We start from the raw sequence: 22,291 nt of genomic DNA, 5'->3' as shown, positions 1-22,291 counted from the left end.
CCGCCGAATTCACCGTTCGTGGCGGTAGATCGGGGTCAACAGATCCACCTCGATCGGTTCGCCGGTGTGGCGGTCGTAGCGGACGCCGATCACCGCCGAGAAGGCCCGGGTGTCGGCGCGCTCGTGCAGGGTCGCCAGCCGGGTGCCGAGAAGCCGTATCGCGCCGAGTGATCCGGGCGGATGGAGTCCGTCGATGACGAGAATGGTCCCGCGCCCGTCCGGGCGGGGCAGGCGCGCCAGATAGGCGATGTCGAAGGGTTCGGTGCCGCCCGGCCGGTAGATCCGCCGGGCGGCCCGGTCCTCGATCGCGCGGCGCACTCGCCCGGCCCGCGCGAGGGTCCGGCGCAGCCTCGGGTCGGCCGAGACCAGATAGCGCAGACTGGGCGACAATTCGGGCCCGCCGAGCACGATCAGGCCCTCACGGTCGAGATCCACCGGGCGCCCGGGGAGGAACCGTTCGACCGAGACGGTGAATCCGAGCTGCCGCAACAGTTCCGCCAGCCGGTGCGGGGCGGCGGCATCCGGCGCGCCGATCAGCGGCGTGGCGCGGGTGACCGCGCGCAGATCGGGCGTCAGCACGGTGAGTGGTCCGTGCCCGAAGAACAACCCTTCCGGCACTGGGCCCTGGGTACTGACCTGGTGAATCCGGGCGCGTGAAAGTCCCGCTGCCGCACCGATCCTGGCGAAGGTCCAGCCCTCGGCATGCAGCTCTCTGATCACCGCTCGGCGGATGCGGGTGAGCTCGTTGATGGTCTGCTGGGCCGCCGCGACCCCTTCGGTGGCAGCCTTGAGACGTTCGACCTTGTCTTCGATCGCGAACACCCGTGCCACCTCGTCGGCTGACATGTGCGAAGTCTAGATAGCTCGACAGCCGGATGTGTCTAGTCCGGTTGACGAATCCTCCGCATGCGGCGAATCAATCGAGCACACCGGGCATTTGAGCCGGACCGGGCGGTTCGTAAGGGGACTATCAGTGCTTTTCGATCAGGTGGCGTCGAAATCGATCGGCGGTTTCTCGTTGCGGTCGAGCGGTTTCGGCGGTTCGGGGACCGAATAATTGGGTGGGGTCACAGAATTCGGCGTACCGGTCTGTGAAGTCGCGGAATTGCCGGACGAGCCGTTACCCGGATTCGCACCCCCGAAGGTGCCGGTGAACAGCGAATCGTCACCGTCGAAGAGATGTTTGGTGACCATCGACCGCGGCGTCATCCCGCGCAGACCTTCGAGTGGTTTGCGCAGTTCGTTGAGCTCTTCCAGGGGTTTGCGCAGTTCGTCGAGCTCGGGTCCGAGATCGTTGCGCAGCTGGCTGGTGGCACCGGAGGCGTAGTCGCGGACCTGACGCAGACTCTGCGCGGTCCAGCGAATCGCCCCCGGAAGCCGTTCCGGGCCGAGAATCACCAGCGCGGCGACCACCAGGATCACCATCTCGGGCCAGCCGATATTGAACATAAGACCAGGCTACTGGGGTGCTTGCGGGGCGTTCTTATCGGATTCCAGCGTCACCGGCACATCGACCTGGCGGCCGTCGCGGATCAATTGGAAATTCACCGTCTCCCCGATCTGATGGGACTGCACGGCGACGGTGAGTTCGGCCGGTTCGGTGACCTGCCGATCGCCCACCTTGACGATCACATCGCCCTCGGCGATACCCGCCTTGGCGGCCGGGCTGTTGCCGACCACATCGGCCACCGCGGCGCCGCTCATGACGTCGTTCTCGACCTGCTTGGTCTTCGCGCTGACACCGAGCCACGGGTGATACATCACACCGTCGCGGATCAGGGTCTGCGATACCCGCTGCACCAGATCCACCGGGATCGCGAAGCCGAGGCCGACCGATCCGCCGCTCTCGCTGCGGATGGCGGTGTTGATGCCGATCAACCGGCCCTCGCCGTCGACCAGGGCGCCGCCGGAGTTGCCGTGGTTGATCGCGGCGTCGGTCTGCACGGCGTCGAAGGCGCCCGCGGTGTCGTCGCCGGCCTCGGGGCTCTCCTGGATCGCGCGGTGCAACGCGCTGACGATGCCGGAGGTGACGGTCTTGCTCAGGCCCAGCGGCGAGCCGATGGCCAGCACGTCGTCACCGACCTGCACATCGCTCGACTTCCCGAGCCGGGCGACGGTGAGGTTCTTGACGTCGACCTTCAGCACCGCGAGGTCGGTCTTGGGGTCGCGGCCGACCAGCTGGGCCGGGGCCCTGGTGCCGTCGGAGAAGGTGGCCTGGATCTTGGCGCGCCCGGATTTGTCCTGCGCGGCCATCGAGATGACGTGATTGTTGGTGACGATGTAGCCGTTGCCGTCGATGACCACGCCGGAACCGAGGGCGCCGTTGTCGCCGACGGTCTCGCGGATCGAGACGACCGAGGGCAGCACCGCGTCGGCCACCTTGGCGACCTGGCTGTGCGGTTTGTCGGTGTTGCTCTCCTGCTGCAGCGCGATCTTGCGCGAGGTCAGCGCTCCGGTGTTCTCGGCGGTGAATCGGCCGACGAGGCCGCCGAGCACGCCGATGATCAATGCGGCCACACCCAGGATCGCCAATGCCTTGGGCGCGACCTTGCCGCCGAACAGCACCTCGCGGGCGCCGAGTTTGACGCCCGGCGGCAGCGGCTGCGGGGCAGGGGTGTGGATGGCGGGATCGCCGAGCCGGGCCGCGGCCGCGGGATCGCGCCACGGATCGACCGGTGCGCTCGGATCGGGTGTGTCGGCCCCGGCCTCGGGATCGCGCTGGAGGAGCTCGTCGGAACCCGCCGGCCGTCCGAAGGCCTCGGCGAGCACCGCGTCCGGCGGGCGATTGACCAATTCGGGAGCGTCGTGGCGCGGCGCGGGCGCGGCCTGGGTATGTGAGGCGAAAGATCCGGCCTGCCCCTCGGGGCGGCGGAAAGCGCGGGCGGTGTGTTTATCGATATCCGGGCGGTACACCGGGCGCGGCCCCAGCACGGGCGCGTCCGACGGCCTCAGGTTCCCCCTGGCCGCCGAATCCGATGAAGCGGACGGCGTCGATTCGGTGGTCACGTTCGCAAACTCTACTTGCGCCACCATCCCGTCCACCGCCTGCTCTCGAATCCCATTTCTCGATTCGAGGAGGAAGCGAAACGGAACGAATCCGCCCGCAGGCCGAGGAAACTCGCGCCACGCGACATATCGTCGGTGCTGCTACCGGTGAGGTCGGCCAACGGAATTCGGCTCAGCGTGTCCTGCAGATCCGTCGGCGCGGAAATCTGCATCTGTGCCGCGCGGCGCAATGCCACCCGGGCCTGCTGCTGCGCCTCGACCTCGGCGGCGCATTCGGGGCAGCGGGACAGATGTTCGGCCGCGCGCAGATAGGCGTTCATTCTCAGCTCGCCGTCGACATACGCGACGACGGCCTCATTGGCCAGGTGTTCGGTGGGGGCGAATCGACCCTCGCCGGTCATACGGATGCACACCCTTCCGACGGACTCCAGCTTCGCCGGGCACGGCCGCGGCGCTGCACCGCTGTCTACCCGACTTTCTCCTCAGCGGCGAACCGCTGCTGAGAACCATTATGCGCAAGGTATTCCCGCAACGCCTGACGGCCGCGGTGGATACGGCTGCGCACGGTACCCAGCTTCACCCCGAGGGTAGCGCCGATCTCCTCGTAGGACAGACCCTCGATATCGCAGAGCACGACGGCCGCGCGGAATTCCGGCGCCAGCGCGTCGAGCGCCCGCTGCAGGTCCGGATCCAGCCGGGCATCGTGATAGACCTGCTCGGGTCCGGGACCCTCGGACGGCACCCGGTCGTAGTCCTCGGGCAGCGCCTCCATCCGGATACGGTTGCGCCGGCGAACCATGTCCAGGAACAGATTCGTGGTGATCCGGTGCAGCCAGCCCTCGAACGTGCCGGGCTGGTAGTTCTGCAACGAGCGGAAGACCCGGATGAAAGTCTCCTGGGTGAGGTCCTCGGCGTCCTGCGGGTCACCGGTCAGGCGGTAGGCCAGCCGGTACACCCGGTCGGCGTGCTCGCGGACCAGGTCGTCCCAGGACGGCATCATGGTGCGGTCGCCGGTGGCGTCGAAGGCGGCGGTACCGCTCAGCGCATCGTCGTCCGCGGCATCGCCCGCGACGGCTTCGGTATCGTCGAAGTCGGCGCCGTTCAGGACGTCGGCCCCGGGACGGACCTCGACTTCGGTACGGACATCGCTACGAGCCGCACCGGGCAGCTCGTAGTCGGCCGAGACGCCGATCGGCAGACTCGACTCGGGCAGGGTGGCGTACTCGCGCGCCGCATCGACCTTGTGGATGGGGTGACCTCCTACTCGGGACCGTGGTAGGCGCACGACGACTGGTGGTCGTCGCGTACCGGGTACAACCCCGAACCTGAGTCCGGTGTTCCCGGGCGCCGTCCGACGGTCGGCCGGCCCTTGCTTGGTCATTACTCTGGCGGTTCCCGATGTGCCGGTGGTATGGGGAGGCTGAGGGACACCTGAGAAAAACACCGGCCGTCGTCGCGCCCCCCGACTGCCACGCCGTTAGCCTCATATTCGTGAGCCACATCCCAGCGGCATCGGCCCTGCAGCGCAACCTCGCCTACGTGGAGGACTCCGTGGTCGAGGACGAGATCCTCATCGCGGCGCGGGAGCGGGCCACCGAACTGGGCGCCGCGCCGGTGCCGCCGTCGGTGGGAGCGCTGCTCAGCATGTACGCCCAGCTGCTCGGCGCGCGGGCGGTGGTCGAGGTCGGCACCGGTGCCGGCATCAGCGGCCTGTGGCTGCTCGACGGCATGCGCGAGGACGGCACGCTGACCACGATCGACTCCGAGCCGGAACATCAGCGCGCGGCCAAGGACGCCTTCCGCGCGGCCGATATCGCCCCCGCGCGCACCCGGCTGATCAACGGCCGTGCGCTGGACGTGCTGCCCCGGCTCGCCGACGGCGCCTACGACCTGGTGTTCATCGATGCGGCCCCGCTCGAACATCCGCAGTACGTCGAGCAGGCCGTACGTTTGCTGCGCGAGGGTGGGGCGGTCCTGATGTACAACGCGCTGCTGGGTGGGCGGGTGCCCGATCCGGCGCAGCGCGACGCCGCGACCCAGGCGGTGCGGGCGGCGACGCGGGCCGTGGCCGAGGATCCGGACCTGACCAGCGTGCTGATCCCGGTCGGCGACGGCCTGCTCTGCGCCTCGCGCGGCTAGTCACCGCTCGCGATCACCCGGCGGCTCGATCCCGCCTGCCCCGGCATTAACTCGCAGGACGCTGTCCACCTGCGTATTCGATCAACGAAATTCGCCGCGTGCCGAGTCTTGCGTGCGGATTGAACGAGTGTTTAGTATATTGAACATGTGTTTAAGGGAGCAGCCGTACCGGAAGGATCCGCCTCGGATCTGAGCACGCCCGCCCGAATCCGGGATGCGGCGATCGTCGTCTTCGGAGAAGAGGGATTCGGGATCGGGGTGCGGGCCATCGCCAAGGCGGCGGGGGTCTCGCCCGGACTCGTCAATCACCACTTCGGTTCCAAGGACGGCCTGCGCGAGGCGTGTGACGAGCACGTACGTGCCGTCATTCGTGCCGCGAAGACGGAATACGTCCAGCAGCCCTCGCCGACTTCGACCCTGAAGGCCCTCGCCGACATCGAGGAGTTCGCGCCCTACACCGCATATCTGATGCGCAGCTTCCAGGCCGGCGGAACGCTGATGACCTCGCTGTTCGATCAGATGCGCGCGGATGTGGAGTCCTATCTCGAGGTCGGCATCGCGGCCGGCACGTTGCGCCGGCCCAGGGACGTCTCGGCGACGGCGAATTATCTGGCGGTGCAGAACGGCGGGGGATTCTTCTTCTACCTGCAGCTCTACGCCGCCCGCCACGAAGGAAAGCTCGACTTTCGACAAGCGTTGCGCGAGTACGCCGACCAGATGATGCTGCCGGCCATGGAGGTCAACACCCACGGCCTGTTCGCCGATTCCTCGGTGCTCGACTCGTTGCTCGCCGAAATGTGAACCCATATCTCGCAAGGAGATTCGATGTCATCGGCAATCGAGGTCCGGAAGCTGCACAAGCACTTCGGATCGGTACGCGCCTTGGACGGCCTCGACCTCGAGGTCGCCGAGGGCGAGGTGCACGGCTTCCTCGGGCCCAACGGGGCCGGCAAGTCGACCACCATCCGCATTCTGCTCGGCATCCTGGCACGCACCTCTGGGCAGGCGCGGGTGCTCGGGCGCGACCCGTGGACCGATGCGGTCGACCTGCATCGCGATATCGCCTACGTCCCCGGCGATGTCACGCTGTGGCCGTCGCTGTCGGGCGGGGAGACGATCGATCTGCTGGGGCGGATGCGCGGCGGAATCGATACCGGGCGCCGCGCCGAGATGATCGAGCGCTTCGAACTCGATCCGCGCAAGAAGGCGCGCACCTACTCCAAGGGCAATCGGCAGAAGGTCGCCCTCGTGTCCGCCTTCTCCTCGAATGCGCGCCTGCTGCTGCTCGACGAGCCGACCTCGGGCCTGGATCCGTTGATGGAACAGGTTTTTCGCGAGTGCGCGCGGGAAGCGGCCGAGCGCGGCGCCACGGTGCTGTTGTCGAGCCACATCCTCTCCGAGGTAGAGGCGCTGTGTGATCGGGTCACGATCATCCGCGCCGGCAAGACCGTGGAGAGCGGCACCCTGGCCGAGATGCGTCATCTCAGCCGCACGGCGATCACGGCCGAACTCGTCGGCGACCCGGGCGATATCGGCGCCATCGCGGGCGTCGAGGACGTCACGATCGAGGACCACACGCTGCGCTGCCAGGTCGACAGCGAACATCTCGGGGAACTGATCCGTGTGCTCGGCGACGCCGGCGTGCGCAGTCTGGTCAGTCAGCCGCCGACGCTGGAAGAGCTTTTCCTGCGCCACTATTCGCTCGACGGCGACGCGCCGGACGAGGCCCGGCGACGCGCACACGCTGCCGCGCGGGACGAGCAGGCATTGAGCGAGGCGACGAAATGACCACCGCGACCCTCGACCGCCCGCACGGCGGGTTCGCCGAATCCTCCACTCGCGCCCCGGAATTCACCGGAACCGGGCAGCTGCTGCGGCTGTACCTGCGGCGGGACCGGATCGTCTTGCCGCTGTGGGTGCTGGTGCTCTCGGCGCCGCTGGGCAGCGTCTACGTCTCCAGCGTGAAGAATCTGTACTCGTCGCCGGCCGATCTGCGGAATTTCGCGCACACCATCCTGTCCAGCCCGGCGCAGCTGGCGCTGTACGGCCCGATCTACAACACCAGCATCGGTGCGGCGGGCGTGTGGAAGGCGGGGGCGTTCTACACCCTGATCGGCATCGCCACCATCCTCACCGTCATCCGGCACACCCGCGCCGAGGAGGAGACCGGACGCGAGGAGCTGCTCGCCTCGACCCGGATGGGCCGCTTCGCCGCCCTGACCGCCACCCTCCTGCTGACCTGTGCCGCCTGCGTGACGGTCGGAATCGTCGCGACGCTGAGCATCGCCTCGTCGGGAGTGCCGTTCGACGGCTCGCTGGCCTTCGGCGCGGCGCTGGCCGCCTCGGGCATCGTCTTCGCGGCGGTGGCCGCGGTCGCCGCGCAGCTGAGCGCGAGCGCGCGCCTGGCCCGCGGCATCGCCCTGGCGGTACTCGCGGTGACCTTCACCCTGCGTGCCGTCGGTGACGCGCGGGCCGGAGACGGTCCCACCGACATCCTGACCTGGTTGTCGCCGCAGGGCTGGTCGCTGCAGGTCCGTCCCTTCGCGGGAGATCACTGGTGGGTCCTGCTGCTGCACGCGGTGACCACCGTGGTCCTGATCGCGGTCGCCTATACGTTGCTGCGGCGGCGCGACCTGGGGGCCGGGCTGATCGCCGACCGGCCCGGTCCCACGGCCGGATCGGCCCTGTTGAGCGGGTCGTTCGGGCTGGCCTGGCGGTTGCAGCGCGGCACCCTGGTGGCATGGACGGTCGGGCTCGCGCTCTACGGTCTGATCATCGGCAGCGTGGTCCACGGCATCGGCGACGAGATCGGCTCCAGCCAGACCGTGCGCGACATCATCGCCCGGCTCGGCGGTTCGCAGGGGGTGGAGCAGGCCTTCCTGAACACCGCCTTCTCGATGGTCGGGCTGGGCGCGGCAGCCTTCTCGATCTCGGCCGCGCTGCGGATGTACGCGGAGGAGAGCGACGATCGCGCCGAAACGGTGCTCACCGGCGCCGTCGGCCGAATCCGCTGGGCCGCAAGCCATCTGATCTTCGCCTTCGGCGGTCCGGTGGTGGCGCTGTTCGTCTCCGGAGCCATCGGTGGCCTGGCCTACGGGATCGCCGCATCGGATATGGGTGCCAAGTTCCCGGAGGCGCTCGGCGCGGCGATGATCCAGATTCCCGCCGTGTGGGTGTTCACCGCGATCACGGTGCTGCTGTTCGGACTGCTGCCGCGCTGGACGCCGGTGGCGTGGGGAGTGTTCACCGCGGGCATGGCGATCTATCTGCTCGGCTCGATCTCCGGTATGCCGCAATGGATTCTGGATCTCAACCCCTATGGTCATCTGCCGAAACTGCCGGCGGAGGATTTCCGCGCGGTGCCGGTGATCGTGCTGCTGGTGCTCGCGGCGGTGATCACCGCGGTCGGACTCGCGGGCTGGCGCCGACGCGATCTGCGCTGATCCGCAGGGTATTTCGCCGTCCGGTCGCTCCGGTTCCGGAGCGCCGGGCGGCCGTTCCCGTGGCCCGGATCACCCGGCAGCCGATACCATTGGCACAGTGGGTAATTCGGCGGTACCGGGAGGCGGGGAGTGTACGAGCGCGGAATCCTGATCGAGGTCGCGCCGCGCGGGTGGCTGGTCCTGGCTCTCGTCAGCCTCGGCGCGGCGGTCTTCGTGGCGCTGCTGGTGATGTTGCTGGTCAGTGACGACAAATTCGACGATCCGGCGAGATATCCCAGAGTGCCGCACGGCACCTGCGCACCGTTCTGCTACACGCCGGAGAGCCCGGGCGTCACCGAACCGGCTCCGCCGCCGCAGTATCCGATGCCGGGCCGCTGAGGCGGCGCAGCCTCGAATTCGGGTCAGACCCAGACGCCCTTGCCGACGGTGACCACGCCGCCGTTGCTCACCGCGAACCGCTCGCGGTCGCGGTCCAGATCGACGCCGATGATCTCGCCCTCGCCGACCATCACGTTCTTGTCGAGGATCGCGCGCCGCACGACCGCGCCGCGGCCGATCCGGACCCCGGGCATCAGCACACTGCCCTCCACGGTCGCCCCGTCCTCGATGAACACATTCGAGCTCAGCACCGAATTGCGCACCGTCGCCGCGGACAGGATGCTGCCCGCCCCCACGATGCACTCCTGGGCCAGCCCGCCTTGCGCGAATTTCGCCGGCGCCAGATTCTCCGCGGTACCGCGGATGGGCCAGTGCTTGTTGTAGAGATTGAAGATCGGATGCACCGAGACCAGGTCCATATGCGCCGCGTAGAAGGCGTCGATGGTGCCGACGTCGCGCCAGTAGCCGCGGTCGCGGTCGGTGGAGCCGGGAACGTCGTTGCGCGCGAAGTCGTAGACACCGGCCTGCCCCTGGGAGACCAGCGCCGGAATGATGTCGCCACCCATGTCGTGATCGGAATCGACATCGTCGGCATCGGCGCGAATCGCGTCGACCAGCACCTTGGTGGTGAAGACGTAATTGCCCATCGAGGCGAAGGTCATATTCGGATCGTCGGGGGTGCCGGGCGGATGGACCGGCTTCTCCAGGAATTGCGTGATGCGGCCCGATTCGTCGGAATCGATACAGCCGAAGGCGCCCGCCTCACTGCGTGGCACCCGGATTCCGGCCACGGTCACTCCCGCGCCGGAATCGATGTGGTGGGCGACCATCTGTTCGGGATCCATGCGATAGACGTGGTCGGCGCCGAACACCACGATGTAGTCGGGATCCTCGTCGTAGATCAGATTCAGCGATTGCATGATCGCGTCGGCGCTGCCGGTGTACCAGCGCGGTCCCAGCCGCTGCTGTGCCGGGACCGGAGTGATGTATTCGCCGCCGAAGCCGGACAGCCGCCAGGTCTGGGAGATGTGCCGGTCGAGAGAATGCGATTTGTACTGGGTCAAGACGCAGATGCGCAGATAACCGGCGTTGACGAGGTTGGAGAGGACGAAATCGATCAGGCGGTAGGCGCCCCCGAACGGGACCGCCGGCTTGGCGCGGTCCTTGGTGAGGGGAAAGAGTCGTTTGCCCTCACCACCGGCTAGCACTACTCCGAGTACGTGCGGCTGGCTCCTCACGGAATTCAACCTACCGTCCCAGGACACGGCGTGTCCGATGCCGGTTCACTCCGGCGTGGCCGGGCAGGTGTGGTGAGGCGAGGGCGCACCGATTAGGTTGGACCGGTGAGTTTCGCGGATGGCGACCGCGAGCCGATATCGATTGCCGACCCCGATCTGCTCCGGGTCGCGATGTTGACCCGCGAATATCCCCCCGAGGTGTACGGCGGGGCAGGCGTGCACGTGACCGAGTTGGTCCCGCACTTGCGCCGGCTGTGCGAGGTGACCGTGCACTGCATGGGCGCCGACCGCGTCGACGCGGTGGTGCACCAGCCCGACCCGATGCTGTTCGCGGCCAATTCCGCCCTGCAGATGATGTCCGCGCAGCTGCGCATGGCCGATGCCGTCGGCGCCGTCGACGTGGTCCATTCCCACACCTGGTACACCGGGCTGGGCGGGCATCTGGCGGCGAGCCTGTACGACATCCCGCACGTGCTGACCGCGCATTCGCTGGAGCCGCGCCGGCCGTGGAAGGCCGAACAGCTGGGCGGCGGCTACCGGTTGTCGTCGTGGTCGGAACGGACCGCGATGGAGAATGCCGATGCGGTGATCGCGGTCAGCGAGGGTATGCGCCGCGACGTCCTCGACGCCTATCCGACCGTCGACCCCGCGCGAGTACACGTGGTGCACAACGGGATCGATGCCCGGGCCTGGTTTCCGGGCGGCCCGGTGCCCGAGGCCCGCGATGTGCTCGCGGAACTGGGAGTGCGCGACGATGCGCCGATCGCGGCGTTCGTCGGCCGCATCACCCGGCAGAAGGGAGTCGCCCACCTGCTCGCCGCGGCCCGCGATATCGATCCCGGGATTCAGCTGGTGCTCTGCGCGGGCGCCCCGGATACCCCGCAGTTGGAGGCCGAGGCGGCCGCGGCGGTGCGCGAACTCGCCGCGACGCGCGGCGGGGTGTTCTGGGTCCGCGATATGTTGCCGACCGAGCAGGTGCGCCAGATCCTCTCCGCCGCAAGCGTTTTCATCTGTCCCTCGGTGTACGAGCCGCTCGGGATCGTGAATCTGGAGGCGATGGCCTGCGGCACCGCGGTGGTCGCCTCGGATGTCGGCGGGATCCCGGAGGTCGTCGCCGACGGGCAGACCGGGCGGCTGGCCCATTACGACCCGCAGGCGCCCCGCGACTTCGAACGAGACCTCGCCGACCTGGTCAACGACCTCGCCGGCGACGCCGAGACCGCGGCGCGATTCGGGGCGGCCGGGCGGGCGCGCGCGACGGCCGAATTCAGCTGGGCGAAGGTCGCCGCCCGCACCACCGATCTCTACGACCGCATCCGCAAGGGCTGACGGCCGGGCAGGCACCGGTCGGCGGGCCGCAGTGCCCACGAGGTGACGGTCAGCACGGTCATGGCGCTCAGCACCGCCACTTCCGCGCGCGCGTAGCCGGTGACCAGATGCGAGGCGATCGCGCCCGTGTAGACGAAAAACGTTCCGGCGTAAGCCCATTCCTTGCACAGGGGGAGCCGGGGAGCGGCCAGCACGATCGCGGCCGGGATCTTCCACACGCCTAGCAACACCAGGAAATAGCGCGGATATCCGAGATGGGTCACCACATCGGTCACGAACGGGATGCGGGCGAGATCCCAGACGCCACCCACCCCGGCCTCGGCGACGATGGCGGTGGTGGCGACCCGATAGGCGAGGGTGCGGTAGCGGCCGGTGAACGCCGCGGGCGCCGGTTCGCTGCGGAAGCGTCCGGTAGGGCCGGTCGACGTGGCCGTACGGACCGGCTGAGAGCGGGAAAGACTGCGCATGGCTGCCTCCTGGCTGATTATGGTGGGTGGGCCGCACTTGATATGGCCGCACTGATATGGCCGCACCGATATGGCCGCACTGATATGGCCGCACTGATATGGCGTAGCGCGTGGCGAGGATGTGACCGGCATGAGCGAGCGCGAACAGGCCCTGCAACGGCTGCACGATCAGTGGCCGCGTCTGCGGGCGCTCGCACACCACATCCTGGGCTCGGCGGTCGACGCGGAGGACGCCGTGCAGGAGACCTGGCTGCGCGTGCATCGCAGCCCGCCCCGCGCGGTCGGCGATATCGATGCCTGGCTGACCACGGCCGTGGCGCACACCTGCCTGGATCTGTTGCGCGCCAAGCGGTCTCGGCCGGAGTATCCGAGCGGTGCCCGGCTGCCGGATCCGCTGCTCGTCGCCGATCACCACTCGGGACCGGAAGAGCAAGCGCTGCTGACGGATTCGGTGAGCCTGGCGATGCAGAGAGTGCTGTCACAGCTGGATCCGGCCGAACGTGTCGCCTTCGTCCTGCACGACATCTTCGCGGTGCCGTTCGATCACATCGCCACGCTGCTGGACCGAACCCCCGCCGCCGCACGGCAATCGGCCAGTCGCGCGCGGCGTCGGCTGCGCGCCGCGCCGATGCCCGAGGGTGACCCCGGCGACCAGCGCGCGGTGGTGGATGCCTTCTTCGCGGCCGCCCGTGGTGGGGACTTCGAGGCTCTAGTGGCGCAATTGGCCCCGGGAATCGTCCTGCGCGCCGACGCCGGTGCGGGAGGCGGCTGGGAGATTCACGGCCCGCGCGACACCGCCGACCGTGCGATGCTGTTCGCCCGTCCCTCCTCGGACGTGCGGCCGGTCCTGGTGAACGGTGCCGTCGGTGCGGTCGTCATGTTCGACGGACAGCCCGGAGTGCTGCTCGCCTTCACGGTGACGGCCGGGCGTATCGCGGAGATCTACGTCTACGCCGACCGAGAGCGCGTGGCGGGCTTCTTCAGGTGACCAGCGTGAACGCCGGTCAGCGGTGGTAGGTCGCGACCGTGACCGAGGCCGTAACCGGCATGGCTTCGGGGAGGTCGGCTATCGAGGCGTCGCGGGATGCGGCGGCGTGGTGAGCCGACGGACCCATGCCGACCACATTCGCGATCGCGACGTGATCGAGGGTCATCTCGTATTCGACCGTGACGCGTTCGGCGGGCCGGAAATCCGCGGACAGCGCGTCGGTCAGGCGTTCGTCCTTGTCCGTCTGCACGCCGACCATATCCAGCGGCGCGATGAGCTCGGCCAGGTGGCGCGGGGTGGGCGTGACGACGACGAAGGTGCCACCCGGGCGCAACACCCGCGCGACCTCGGCGGGGTTGCGCGGCGCGAAGACACACAGCACCCGGTCGAGCGCGTGGTCCCGGATCGGCAGCCCCCGCCATACGTCGGCGAGTATCGAGGCCGCACGCGAATGGGCGCGAGCGGCCCGGCGCGCAGCCGGTTTCGAGACGTCGAGTGCGATGCCGTGCGCGCCGGGCGCCGCCTGGAGCCCGGCCGCCAGGTAGTAGCCGGTGCCGGCGCCGATTTCGAGAATCGTGCGGGTCGGCGCGCCGTCGGCCACGGCCTCGGCCGTCGCGCGCGCGATCGGGTCGAAATGGCCCGCGCTCTGGAACCGGGCCCGGGCGTCCAGCATGTCCGCGGTATCGCCGGTCATCTTGGTCGCGGCGCCGGTCAGCAGGCTGACGTAGCCCTGTTTGGCGAGATCGAAGCTGTGGCCGGACTCGCACACCAGGCGCCGATCCCGGAGCACGACGCCCGCCCGGCATTCGGGGCAGGCCACCGCGGATGCGATCGCCGCCAGGGGTGTGGCGTGGACTGTGGGCGTCCTCGGCGTGGGGCCGGGGTTCGCTTCACGCGTCTCGTGGTCCGGACCGTTCATGTGGTCCGGCGGGTGGATACGGCCGCCCGGCCGGGGTAGCCGCCGCGACGGGCGCAGATCCGGCCGGTGATCCGGCCGGATCTGCGCGCGCGGGTTCGCGCCGGCAATTTCATCACCGGTGTATTTCGTTGGGTCGAGCGGCTAGCTGGTTACCGCGGTGAGCTCTTTACCGAGAGCTGCCGCTTCCTCCGGCGTGAGCTCGACGACCAAACGCCCGCCACCCTCGAGTGGAACCCGCATGACGATTCCACGCCCTTCCTTGGTTGCCTCGAGGGGACCGTCCCCGGTGCGGGGCTTCATGGCCGCCATCCTCTGCTCCCTCCAGATCCGCGCGGTCTGCTGCGCACTTCTCGGAACTAATGTGTTGTCACCAACAGGCAGCCGCCGGACGCGACAGGCATGTCCGGTGGGCTGCACCACGCCCATTCTTCCTTATCAGCGAACCGGCCGGGTACCTGAGTTCGAAAACCGACCGGCGTGGCGCGCGATCAACGCCGCAGATCGACCCAGCAATCGGCCAGATGGTCATCGACCATTCCGGTCGCCTGCATCAATGCGTAGGCCGTGGTCGGACCCACGAACCGGAACCCGCGCTTCTTGAGTTCTCTTGCGAGAGCTACGGATTCGGGTGTGACGGCGGGCACGTCGGACAGCGCACGCGGACGCGGGCGAGCCGGCGGCGCGAACGACCAGAGCAGCTCGTCCAGCCCCGGGCTCAGGTCCCGCGCAACCCGGGCATTGGCGACACACGCGAGGATTTTGGCGCGATTGCGCACGATGCCTGGATCGGCCAGCAGCCGTTCCACGTCGTCGTCCCCGAATTCGGCCACCCGGTCGATGGCGAATCCGGCGAATGCCGCCCGGAACGCCGGTCGCTTGCGCAGGATCGTGATCCACGACAGCCCCGACTGGAATGCCTCGAGGCACATCCGCTCGAACAGCGCATCGTCCCCGTGCAGCGGCCGGCCCCACTCGGTGTCGTGATAATCCCGGTAGAGCTGCGACGACTGCGACCAGCCGCAGCGCACCTTCCCGTCGTCCACGACCGCCTCGACGCTCATCGCAGTCCTCCGGCGGATGAGGGGGGATCGCCCGGTAACGGCGGTGGCGCCCACCCGGTCGCGGATGCCTCCGTCGCCGGCGCGAATCCGGTGTTCCGTTCCGGTCCCGGGGCGGCGATGTAACCGGTGGTTCCGGCCGCTTCCGGTTCGGTCGTGGGCTCCGATCCGGGCCGGTGGTCGGGTGTCGAAACGGCCGGTGCCGCGGCGTCACTCCCGGCGGTCTGCGGGGTGGTTCCGTGCTGGACCGATCCCGGAGCCGGTGCCGCGGTCTGCGCGGTGGCGTCAGGCGGTGAAGCGGCACCGCCGGGCGGTGACGCGACACTGCCGAGAGTGTCGTGGGCCGGACCGAGGCTGCCCGGCTGACCGACAGTAGACCCGGTGGGCGTGGCAGTGCCGGGGCCCGGTGCATATCCGCTCCCCGAATAGCCGGCCACCGGGAAGGCGGTGCCCGTCGGCGTCCCCGGCCCGGTGGGGAGGCTGCCGAAACCACTGCTGCCGAAACCACCGCCGATGGCGACGCCTGGCCCGGCGGTGAGGCCCGCCCCGGGACCGAAGCCCGCCCCGGGACCGAAACCGGTGCCGAAGCCATCGACCGGACCGATGGACGTCGGACCGGTCGGACCGCCGAGGGCCGGGTTACCTGGATAGGCCGGACCACCGAGAACCGGGCTACCGGAATCGGCCGGACCGCCGAGAGCGGTGTTGCCCGGACCCACCGGAGCGCCGAACGCGTGGCTACCCGGTCCGGCCGACGCCGGTCCGCCCAGGCTGTTGGGAGTCGTGCCGCCGGGACCGCCGAAGGTGGCACCACCGGGAGCCGGCGTCCCCGGCCCGGCCGACGCCGGCCCGCCCAGACCGTTGAGAGTCGTGCCGCCGGGACCGCCGAAGGCTGCTCCGCCGACAGTCGGGGTGCTCGGTCCGGCCGAGGCCGGTCCGCCGAGGCTGGGGGGAGTCGTGCTGTCGGGACCGGCGAAGGGGGCACCGCCGAAGAAGGTTCCGGTGCTGAAGTTGGTGGTCGTGCCGTTGGCGGCGGCCGGGGGAGTGTCCGTGGAAGGCGTGCTTCCTGTATTCGGTTGCGCCGCCGAGGTTTCCGGCTCTCCGATGGCGGACGGAGTGGCGACGCGGCTGCGCTCGAGCTGAAGTTCCAGTTCGTCGATCCGTGCGGCCAATCGGCTCAGCGCCCAGTCGACCTCGCCCGCCTTGTACCCCCGGAAGACCTGCTGGAATCGCAACGCGCGCACATCCGAGCCGCGAATCCCCGCGGCGGGCAGCACCGTCACCGTCGTGCCCTCCGGCAGCGGACCCAATTCCTCCCCGCGCCCGAACACCGCACTGGCCACCAGGAACAGCAACGCGGCCACCAAGCCGACGATGAGCACGTACAACAGCAGCGTGAGCATAGGTCGAGCTTAGGTGGCGACACCGACAGCGAGCCCGGCAGCTGTGGCGAGCCGGTGCCGACCTACAGGTGCCGGGTCGTGTCGATGCCCAGCGACATGCCCGCCAGCCCACGGCGGCGCACCGCCAGCTTGTCGGCGATGCTCCGAAGCGCTTGAGCCGCAGGGTTTTCCGGGTCGCTCAGGACGATCGGGGTGCCTTCGTCACCGGCCTCGCGCAGTTCCTGGGTGATCGGGATCTGGCCGAGCATCGGCACCTCGGCGCCGACCGCACGGGTGAGCCGGTCGGCGACGGCCTGGCCGCCGCCCGAACCGTAGAGCTCCATGCGGGAACCGTCGGGCAGATCCAGCCACGACATGTTCTCCACGACACCGGCGATGCGCTGACGGGTCTGCAGGGCGATGGCCCCGGCCCGTTCGGCGACCTCGGCGGCGGCCGGCTGGGGCGTGGTCACGACCAGGATCTCGGCGTTCGGAATGAGCTGGGCGATGGAGATCGCGACGTCACCGGTGCCCGGCGGCAGGTCCAGCAGCAGCACGTCCAGGTCACCCCAGAACACGTCGGCCAGGAACTGCTGCAGCGCGCGGTGCAGCATCGGTCCGCGCCACACCACCGGGGTGTTGCCCTGGGTGAACATGGCGATCGAGATGACCTTCACGTCGTGCGCGACCGGCGGCATGATCATCCGCTCCACCTGGGTGGGCCGCTGGTCGGTGCCGAGCATGCGCGGTACGGAGTGGCCGTAGATATCGGCGTCCAGCACGCCGACCGAGAGACCGCGTGCCGCGAGCGCGGCCGCGAGATTGACGGTGACGCTCGACTTTCCGACGCCGCCTTTACCGGAGGCGACCGCGTACACGCGGGTCAGCGACCCCGGCTGGGCGAACGGGATCACCGGGTCGGCGGAGTCGCCGCGCAACTGCTTGCGCAGTTCGGTGCGCTGCTCGTCGCTCATCACATCGAGGTCGACGGTCACGGCACCGACGCCGGCCACATCGGCCACCGCCTTGGTGACCATCTCGGTCAGCTTGGTGCGTAGCGGGCAGGCCGCGGTCGTCAGGTAGATCTCGACGTGGACACTGCTGTCGTCGCGGACCGAGACGCTCTTGACCATGCCGAGTTCGGTGATCGGCTTGCGGATCTCCGGGTCGTCCACCTTCGCGAGCGCGCCCCGCACATCCGTTTCCGTAACCACTGGCATATCGGTGAGTCTAGCGACCGTGGCGATGGCGCCGTTCGGGGCAGCCTGACCGGCTACCGTCCGGCTCAGATTCGCGGCAGCTGGCTGGGCTTGGGCGCCACACCCGTCCGGTACGCGACCTCCCACGCCATCACGTTGGCGACGTAGGCCATCGAGTTGTTGTAACGCATGATCGCCTTGGACTGCTGCGACAGATCCGACATGTCCAGTCCGCCCGAGCAGAGGTAGTTGCCGGCGGTCAGGGCGGCGTCGAACAGGTTCTGCGGATCGGCGATGCCGTCGCCGTCGCCGTCCCCGGCGTATTTGCGCCACGTCTCGGGCAGGAACTGCATCGGGCCGACCGCGCGGGTGTAGCCCCGCATGCCGCCGTCGAGATCGTCACCGGTCGCGTGCACGACGTTGTTGCCCGCCAGGCTCCCGTCGAGGACGGGCCCGTAGATCGGGTCGAGCGCGACGCCCTTGGAATCGGCCTTGCCGTAGGCGTGATGCGATTCGACCTGTCCGATACCGGCCAGCACCGACCACGGCATATGGCAATCCGGCTGCTCCTGGGCCAGAACGCGTTCCGCGTTCTGGTAGGCAGCGTAGGCGATGCCCGGCAGGCCGTTGGGTCCCGGCGGCAGATCGGCGGCGACCCGGCCTTCCGGCTGCGCAACGGTTTTCACGATCGGCGGGCCGGGATGCTTTGCGGCGCGCATCATTTCGTCCGGCGCGGCCTGCTGGTCCACGGCCTGCTGAGCATCCGGAGTGTGTTGCGGCAGAGCCACAGCGGTGAATTCGCCGGTGTTGACCTCGGCGGCGGAGGCGCCGACGGCCACGAGTCCCGCGGGGACGAGGCCGGTCAGAGCGATAACGGATCCGCGCCGGACAGGGGTGGCCGGCTGCTTACGGTGACGTCCCACGATGTGGTGACCCTCCAATGCTCGCTGTGAGCTTTTCGTGACACAACGAGATCAGATTACCGCATCCGAGACCTTTTCGTTACTGCTTCGTGACCGCCTGTCCCGTTTACGCCGAAACCCCCGCCTCAGCGGGGGTTTCGGATCGAACGAGGGCGTCGGGCGACTACTGCGGCGGCGCCGGCGGACCCGGCAGCACGGGCAGCGGGACGACGATTCCGAACGGCAGCGTGATCCCCGGCTGCTGTGTCGGGCTCGGCGGTGCGGCCGGCGCGGGTGCCGCCGCCTCCGGGCCGGGTTCCGGTGTCTTGGACGGCGTTTGCGACTCCTGCTCGGGCGCGACCGGTGCCGGCGCGCCGTTCGGCTGTGCCGGTGCGCCCGGCTGCGCTCCGGGCGCAGGCTGGCCCTGCGGCTGCGTGCACGCCGGGGCGGCCGGCTTCGGTGCGTTCGGATCGGCCGGGGCCGCATTCTGATTCGCCGGCGCGTTCGGATCGGCGGGCTTGCCCTCGGCCGCCTGCGGATCGACCGGGCGCACCGGGTCGCCCGCCGCCCAGCGCTGGGTCTGGGCGGGTGCGGCCGGTCGGGCGGGTTGCCCGGGTTGCGGCATCGGCGCCGGCACCGCGGCCGGATCGCACGGATTCGGCTTCGGCGGCGGGCAGAAGATGCCGCACGGAATCGGCGGCAGCCCGGGGATATTGATCATCACCTGCGTCGGCTGCTGCGGCGCGGGCACGGTGGTGGTGGCCTGCGACGGCGGCTCGGTGGTGGTCGGAATGCTGCCGTTGGCGGCAAGGATGTCCGGACCCGCGGGCGGGGCCTGCATCGTGCCCGGCGGAATCAGATCGGGCGAGATCTGTACCTGGGTCGGGGCGCCGCCGGTCTTGTAGGCGTTGGCCCAGCTCAGCACGTTGGCCGCATAGGCCGTCGAGTTGTTGTAGCGCAGGACCGCGCGCAGTTCCTGCTGCGGGTCACGCAGATTCAGCCCACCCGAGCACAGGTACTTACCGGCGGCCAGCGACGCGTCGAAGACGTTGTTCGGATCCGCGACACCGTCGCCGTTACCGTCGGACGCGTACAGCGACCAGGTGCCGGGCAGGAATTGCATCGGGCCGACCGCCCGCACGAAATTGCCGTCGGCGGCCTTGATGACCTCGTTACCCGGCAGTGTGCCGTCCAGCGAGGGCCCGTAGATGGTGCCGATGGTCGTGCCGGCGGCGTCGGTGCGGCCGTGCCCGGCGTGATTGGACTCGATGCGTCCGATCCCGGCGAGCAGGCTCCAGTTCAGACCGCAGTTCGGCTCCGAGGACTGCAGTGTCAGTTCGGCATTGCGATATGCGGCGAGCACGATCTCCGGAATACCGAAGGCTCCGCTACCGCCCGGCAACGCGATGTCCTGCAGCGGAACGGTACCGCCGAACAACGGCGCCCCATCCGCGGGCGCCGTCATAGCTCTGAGTTTGCGAGGAGGTTCGGGAGCGGCGGGTACCAGCCCCACCGCCTCGGCGTCGGAGTTGCCGGCGTCGGTGGGGGAGCTCGCTGCCGCCAGGCGCGCCTCGGTCGTCTTCGGCGCACTGGTTCGCGCGGTCGTGTGCGCCGCCGAACCTGTAGCCATCAAACCCGCAACCACCAGCGCCGATACGGTAATCGGTCCAGATATTCGCATCGACACAACCAATCCCCTCGTAGTTGTTGAGCGACCTGATACGCGCGGGGCCGCCACGGACAACGTGATCCAGGTTACCTGCCAGTCAGCACGTTGTTATCGATAATTGCGGTCAGCCGCCATCTATTTGAGGCGAAATCGGTACTCGACCCCTCTTCCTATCGGTACTTTTCTTGGACTTCGCGGTCTCGACAGCATCTTCGTCGTCCAGCGGCGCGTGTAGTTGGAGCCGCGCCAGCGCGTCTTTGATGTCTTCGAGTTCGCGGCGCAGATAGTCGCGAGTGGCGACCTCGCCCACCGCGATCCGCAGCGCCGCCAGTTCCCGTGCCAGGAATTCGGTGTCGGCCTTGGTCTGTGCCGCGCGGCGGCGATCCTCCTCGAGAGATACCTTGTCGCGGTTGTCCTGCCGATTCTGGGCCAGCAGGATCAGGGGTGCGGCGTAGGCGGCCTGCGTGGAGAAGGCCAGGTTCAGCAGGATGAACGGATACGGATCCCACTGCAGGCTCACCGCGAAGACATTGAGCCCGATCCAGACCACGACCACGACCGTCTGCAACAGCAGATAACGACCGGTCCCCAGGAATCGGGCCACCGTCTCGCTGCCGCGCGCCACCGCCTCGGCGTCGATCTCGAAACGGAACCGCGATTCGACCGGGGTCTCCAAGCGCTGCCGAGCGATCGGCTTGTCCGAACGGGCCGCGCGTTCGCTGCGCTCACTCATGCCTTCGCCCTTCCGGCCGCCGCGCTACCCGTCTCCGCTTTGCCCGTCTCCGCTTTGCCCGCCGCTGCTCTGCCCGTCGCCGCCGCCGCGCGCGCCGCGGCCGCGATCGAATGGATCGTGCTCGCCGGCTCGAAGGCGTCCTCGTCCTGTTCGCGCCAGTCCTCGGGGAGCAGATGGTCGAGCACGTCGTCGACGCTCACCGCGCCGAGAAGGTGATTCTCCTCGTCCACCACCGGCCCGCAGACCAGGTTGTAGGTCGCGAAATAGCGGGTGACCGCGGTGAGCGGGGCATCGGGATGCAACTGGGTGAGGTCGCTGTCGACCAGTCCGCCGACCAGCGTCGCCGGCGGCTCGCGCAGTAACTGCTGGGTGTGCACGCAGCCCAGATAACGGCCCGTCGGTGTGGCGGTCGGCGGCCGGACGACGAACACCATGGAGGCCAGCGCCGGGGTGAGATCGGGGTCGCGGATGCGGGCCAGCGCCTCGGCGACGCTCGCCGCGGGGGTGAGCACCACGGGGCGGGGCGTCATCATGCCGCCCGCGGTGTAGGGCGAATATTCGAGCAGGCGCCGCACCGGCTCGGATTCCTCGGGATCCATCAGTGCCAGCAGCGCCTCGGCCTCACCGGTCGGCAGTTCGCCGAGCAGGTCGGCGGCGTCGTCGGGGTCCATCGCCTCGAGCAGATCGGCCGCGCGTTCGACGCCCAGATTCTGCAGCACGTCGACCTGGTCGTTCTCCGGGAGTTCCTGCACGACGTCGGCGAGGCGTTCGTCGTCGAGGGCCCGGGCCAGCTCGATCCGGCGCTTCTCGGGCAGTTCGCGCAGCAGATGCGCCACATCGGCCGGGCGCAGGCCCTCGAACTGGCCGAGCAACTGGGTGACGTCCTGACCGGGCAGATTCAATTCGTGCTGGGTCAGCCCGCGCACATCCGACCACTCGACCACGTGCACCTCGCGGCGCCGGCCCAGGCGCCGATGCCCGCGCACCGCCACCCGCGAGAGCACCCAGTCGCGGGTGCGGCTCTGTTCGATGCCCAGATCGACGACGAAGACGTCCACCCCCTCGAGGTCAGGGAGTTCGGGATCGACCACGCGCACCTTGGAGTCGAGTACCTGCGCCAACGCCAGCATTTCGCCGGGCCGCTGCTCGAAGCGGCGCAGGCTCACGGTGCCGGTGTTGAGGTTGACCGAGTTCGGCTCGATCGCGTTGACCCGGAGCATCGGGACGAAAATACGTTTGCGCGTGGGTAATTCGACCAGTAGCCCCAGCACCCGGGGTTGCTGGCGGTCGTAGCGGATGGAGATCACCACGTCTCGCAGACGGCCGATAGACTCGCCGTCCGGACCCAGTACCACCAGGCCCGCCAGCCTGGCGGCGAAAACTTTCGTTGCTGCCATAAGTGCAAGGCTATGTGGTGCAGCCCCGCGAGACGATTCAGGAG

Annotated in this window: 22 protein-coding genes and 1 pseudogene; 7 read left to right on the top strand and 16 right to left on the bottom strand. The window is 69.0% G+C overall.

Going from position 1 to position 22,291, the window contains the following annotated elements:
• Positions 1-9: 9 nt before the first annotated feature.
• The 5 genes from NK1_RS14990 to sigE form a co-directional block, all read right to left on the bottom strand.
• Positions 10-846, bottom strand: a complete 837-nt coding sequence (locus tag NK1_RS14990) for a hypothetical protein (protein ID WP_063009109.1) — start codon at positions 844-846, stop codon at positions 10-12.
• A 138-nt stretch (positions 847-984) separates the two neighbouring features.
• Entirely contained in the window at positions 985-1,449 is a 465-nt protein-coding gene (gene tatB / locus NK1_RS14985; protein ID WP_036504795.1) for a Sec-independent protein translocase protein TatB, read from the bottom strand.
• A 9-nt stretch (positions 1,450-1,458) separates the two neighbouring features.
• Positions 1,459-3,033: a S1C family serine protease gene (locus NK1_RS14980; protein ID WP_063009108.1), complete on the bottom strand. Its 1,575-nt coding sequence runs from the start codon at positions 3,031-3,033 to the stop codon at positions 1,459-1,461.
• Complete coding sequence (locus tag NK1_RS14975) at positions 3,018-3,407, bottom strand: anti-sigma factor (protein WP_036504793.1); 390 nt, start codon at positions 3,405-3,407, stop codon at positions 3,018-3,020. The genes NK1_RS14980 and NK1_RS14975 overlap by 16 nt, the downstream gene beginning before the upstream one ends.
• A 65-nt stretch (positions 3,408-3,472) precedes the next feature.
• Complete coding sequence (gene sigE / locus NK1_RS14970; protein ID WP_063009201.1) at positions 3,473-4,111, bottom strand: RNA polymerase sigma factor SigE; 639 nt, start codon at positions 4,109-4,111, stop codon at positions 3,473-3,475.
• A gap of 395 nt (positions 4,112-4,506) precedes the next feature.
• Between sigE and NK1_RS14965 the strand changes: the two genes are divergently transcribed.
• The 5 genes from NK1_RS14965 (at position 4,507) to NK1_RS14945 (ending at position 8,966) form a co-directional block, all read left to right on the top strand.
• On the top strand, positions 4,507-5,145 hold the full coding sequence (locus NK1_RS14965; RefSeq protein ID WP_128145803.1) for an O-methyltransferase: 639 nt from the start codon (positions 4,507-4,509) through the stop codon (positions 5,143-5,145).
• Positions 5,146-5,292: 147 nt separating this feature from the next.
• On the top strand, positions 5,293-5,946 hold the full coding sequence (locus tag NK1_RS14960; protein ID WP_063009107.1) for a TetR/AcrR family transcriptional regulator: 654 nt from the start codon (positions 5,293-5,295) through the stop codon (positions 5,944-5,946).
• 24 nt (positions 5,947-5,970) lie between these two features.
• Positions 5,971-6,933 (top strand): ABC transporter ATP-binding protein, encoded by a 963-nt coding sequence (locus NK1_RS14955; RefSeq protein WP_063009106.1) that lies wholly within the window; start codon positions 5,971-5,973, stop codon positions 6,931-6,933.
• Complete coding sequence (locus tag NK1_RS14950) at positions 6,930-8,588, top strand: ABC transporter permease (RefSeq protein WP_063009105.1); 1,659 nt, start codon at positions 6,930-6,932, stop codon at positions 8,586-8,588. Before NK1_RS14955 ends, NK1_RS14950 begins: the two co-directional genes overlap by 4 nt.
• Before the next feature lie 129 nt (positions 8,589-8,717).
• Complete coding sequence (locus NK1_RS14945; RefSeq protein WP_036504790.1) at positions 8,718-8,966, top strand: hypothetical protein; 249 nt, start codon at positions 8,718-8,720, stop codon at positions 8,964-8,966.
• A 23-nt stretch (positions 8,967-8,989) separates the two neighbouring features.
• Here the strand turns inward: NK1_RS14945 and glgC are convergent, their stop codons facing one another.
• Positions 8,990-10,204 carry a glucose-1-phosphate adenylyltransferase gene (glgC, locus tag NK1_RS14940; RefSeq protein WP_062995342.1) on the bottom strand — a complete coding sequence of 405 codons (1,215 nt, stop codon included), beginning with the start codon at positions 10,202-10,204 and terminating at the stop codon, positions 8,990-8,992.
• A gap of 171 nt (positions 10,205-10,375) precedes the next feature.
• Here glgC and glgA point away from each other — a divergent pair, with 171 nt between their 5' ends.
• On the top strand, positions 10,376-11,533 hold the full coding sequence (glgA, locus tag NK1_RS14935; RefSeq protein WP_063009197.1) for a glycogen synthase: 1,158 nt from the start codon (positions 10,376-10,378) through the stop codon (positions 11,531-11,533).
• On the opposite strand, the gene NK1_RS14930 is transcribed toward glgA, so the two are convergent.
• The gene (locus NK1_RS14930; protein ID WP_084460961.1) at positions 11,509-12,000 is read right to left on the bottom strand and encodes a DoxX family protein; all 492 of its coding nucleotides are present in this window, start codon (positions 11,998-12,000) and stop codon (positions 11,509-11,511) included. The two genes, glgA and NK1_RS14930, sit on opposite strands and share 25 nt — an antisense overlap.
• A 130-nt stretch (positions 12,001-12,130) precedes the next feature.
• Between NK1_RS14930 and NK1_RS14925 the strand changes: the two genes are divergently transcribed.
• On the top strand, positions 12,131-12,988 hold the full coding sequence (locus NK1_RS14925; RefSeq protein WP_063009195.1) for a sigma-70 family RNA polymerase sigma factor: 858 nt from the start codon (positions 12,131-12,133) through the stop codon (positions 12,986-12,988).
• A 16-nt stretch (positions 12,989-13,004) separates the two neighbouring features.
• Here NK1_RS14925 and NK1_RS14920 read toward each other — a convergent pair whose 3' ends face one another.
• From NK1_RS14920 to NK1_RS14880, 9 genes and pseudogenes are all read right to left on the bottom strand, one after another.
• Positions 13,005-13,907 carry a putative RNA methyltransferase gene (locus NK1_RS14920; RefSeq protein ID WP_084460960.1) on the bottom strand — a complete coding sequence of 301 codons (903 nt, stop codon included), beginning with the start codon at positions 13,905-13,907 and terminating at the stop codon, positions 13,005-13,007.
• Positions 13,908-14,048: 141 nt separating this feature from the next.
• Positions 14,049-14,216, bottom strand: coding sequence for a DUF3117 domain-containing protein (locus NK1_RS33750; protein WP_064902036.1), 168 nt, complete (start codon positions 14,214-14,216; stop codon positions 14,049-14,051).
• 179 nt (positions 14,217-14,395) lie between these two features.
• The gene (locus tag NK1_RS14910; RefSeq protein WP_157104273.1) at positions 14,396-14,968 is read right to left on the bottom strand and encodes a DNA-3-methyladenine glycosylase I; all 573 of its coding nucleotides are present in this window, start codon (positions 14,966-14,968) and stop codon (positions 14,396-14,398) included.
• Positions 14,969-16,026: 1,058 nt separating this feature from the next.
• Positions 16,027-16,368, bottom strand: a pseudogene (locus NK1_RS14905) (DivIVA domain-containing protein); the annotation flags it as partial.
• A gap of 62 nt (positions 16,369-16,430) precedes the next feature.
• Positions 16,431-17,567, bottom strand: coding sequence for an Mrp/NBP35 family ATP-binding protein (locus tag NK1_RS14900; RefSeq protein ID WP_063009103.1), 1,137 nt, complete (start codon positions 17,565-17,567; stop codon positions 16,431-16,433).
• 65 nt (positions 17,568-17,632) lie between these two features.
• A complete protein-coding gene (locus NK1_RS14895; protein ID WP_063009189.1) occupies positions 17,633-18,469 on the bottom strand; it encodes a lytic transglycosylase domain-containing protein in 837 nt (278 codons plus the stop codon).
• Positions 18,470-18,632: 163 nt separating this feature from the next.
• Positions 18,633-20,078, bottom strand: coding sequence for a lytic murein transglycosylase (locus NK1_RS14890; RefSeq protein ID WP_245660511.1), 1,446 nt, complete (start codon positions 20,076-20,078; stop codon positions 18,633-18,635).
• Between the two features lie 163 nt (positions 20,079-20,241).
• On the bottom strand, positions 20,242-20,850 hold the full coding sequence (locus tag NK1_RS14885) for a DUF1003 domain-containing protein (protein ID WP_063009102.1): 609 nt from the start codon (positions 20,848-20,850) through the stop codon (positions 20,242-20,244).
• Complete coding sequence (locus tag NK1_RS14880) at positions 20,847-22,247, bottom strand: magnesium transporter MgtE N-terminal domain-containing protein (protein ID WP_084460958.1); 1,401 nt, start codon at positions 22,245-22,247, stop codon at positions 20,847-20,849. Before NK1_RS14880 ends, NK1_RS14885 begins: the two co-directional genes overlap by 4 nt.
• Positions 22,248-22,291 lie beyond the last annotated feature (44 nt).

Origin of the sequence: Nocardia kruczakiae NBRC 101016 (assembly GCF_001612965.1) — a bacterium.
Lineage (GTDB): Bacteria > Actinomycetota > Actinomycetes > Mycobacteriales > Mycobacteriaceae > Nocardia > Nocardia kruczakiae.
Note: the sequence above shows the minus strand (reverse complement) of the source record. Positions and strands in the feature narration are given on the sequence as shown.

Bases quoted from the DNA above. Each gene is read 5' to 3' on its own strand.
- NK1_RS14990 (WP_063009109.1), bottom strand. From the start codon at position 846: ATGTCAGCCGACGAGGTGGCACGGGTGTTCGCGATCGAAGACAAGGTC.
- tatB (WP_036504795.1), bottom strand. From the start codon at position 1,449: ATGTTCAATATCGGCTGGCCCGAGATGGTGATCCTGGTGGTCGCCGCG.
- NK1_RS14980 (WP_063009108.1), bottom strand. From the start codon at position 3,033: ATGGTGGCGCAAGTAGAGTTTGCGAACGTGACCACCGAATCGACGCCG.
- NK1_RS14975 (WP_036504793.1), bottom strand. From the start codon at position 3,407: ATGACCGGCGAGGGTCGATTCGCCCCCACCGAACACCTGGCCAATGAG.
- NK1_RS14955 (WP_063009106.1), top strand. From the start codon at position 5,971: ATGTCATCGGCAATCGAGGTCCGGAAGCTGCACAAGCACTTCGGATCG.
- NK1_RS14950 (WP_063009105.1), top strand. From the start codon at position 6,930: ATGACCACCGCGACCCTCGACCGCCCGCACGGCGGGTTCGCCGAATCC.
- glgA (WP_063009197.1), top strand. From the start codon at position 10,376: ATGTTGACCCGCGAATATCCCCCCGAGGTGTACGGCGGGGCAGGCGTG.
- NK1_RS14930 (WP_084460961.1), bottom strand. From the start codon at position 12,000: ATGCGCAGTCTTTCCCGCTCTCAGCCGGTCCGTACGGCCACGTCGACC.
- NK1_RS14925 (WP_063009195.1), top strand. From the start codon at position 12,131: ATGAGCGAGCGCGAACAGGCCCTGCAACGGCTGCACGATCAGTGGCCG.
- NK1_RS14920 (WP_084460960.1), bottom strand. From the start codon at position 13,907: ATGAACGGTCCGGACCACGAGACGCGTGAAGCGAACCCCGGCCCCACG.
- NK1_RS33750 (WP_064902036.1), bottom strand. From the start codon at position 14,216: ATGGCGGCCATGAAGCCCCGCACCGGGGACGGTCCCCTCGAGGCAACC.
- NK1_RS14910 (WP_157104273.1), bottom strand. From the start codon at position 14,968: ATGAGCGTCGAGGCGGTCGTGGACGACGGGAAGGTGCGCTGCGGCTGG.
- NK1_RS14900 (WP_063009103.1), bottom strand. From the start codon at position 17,567: ATGCCAGTGGTTACGGAAACGGATGTGCGGGGCGCGCTCGCGAAGGTG.
- NK1_RS14890 (WP_245660511.1), bottom strand. From the start codon at position 20,078: ATGGCTACAGGTTCGGCGGCGCACACGACCGCGCGAACCAGTGCGCCG.
- NK1_RS14885 (WP_063009102.1), bottom strand. From the start codon at position 20,850: ATGAGTGAGCGCAGCGAACGCGCGGCCCGTTCGGACAAGCCGATCGCT.
- NK1_RS14880 (WP_084460958.1), bottom strand. From the start codon at position 22,247: ATGGCAGCAACGAAAGTTTTCGCCGCCAGGCTGGCGGGCCTGGTGGTA.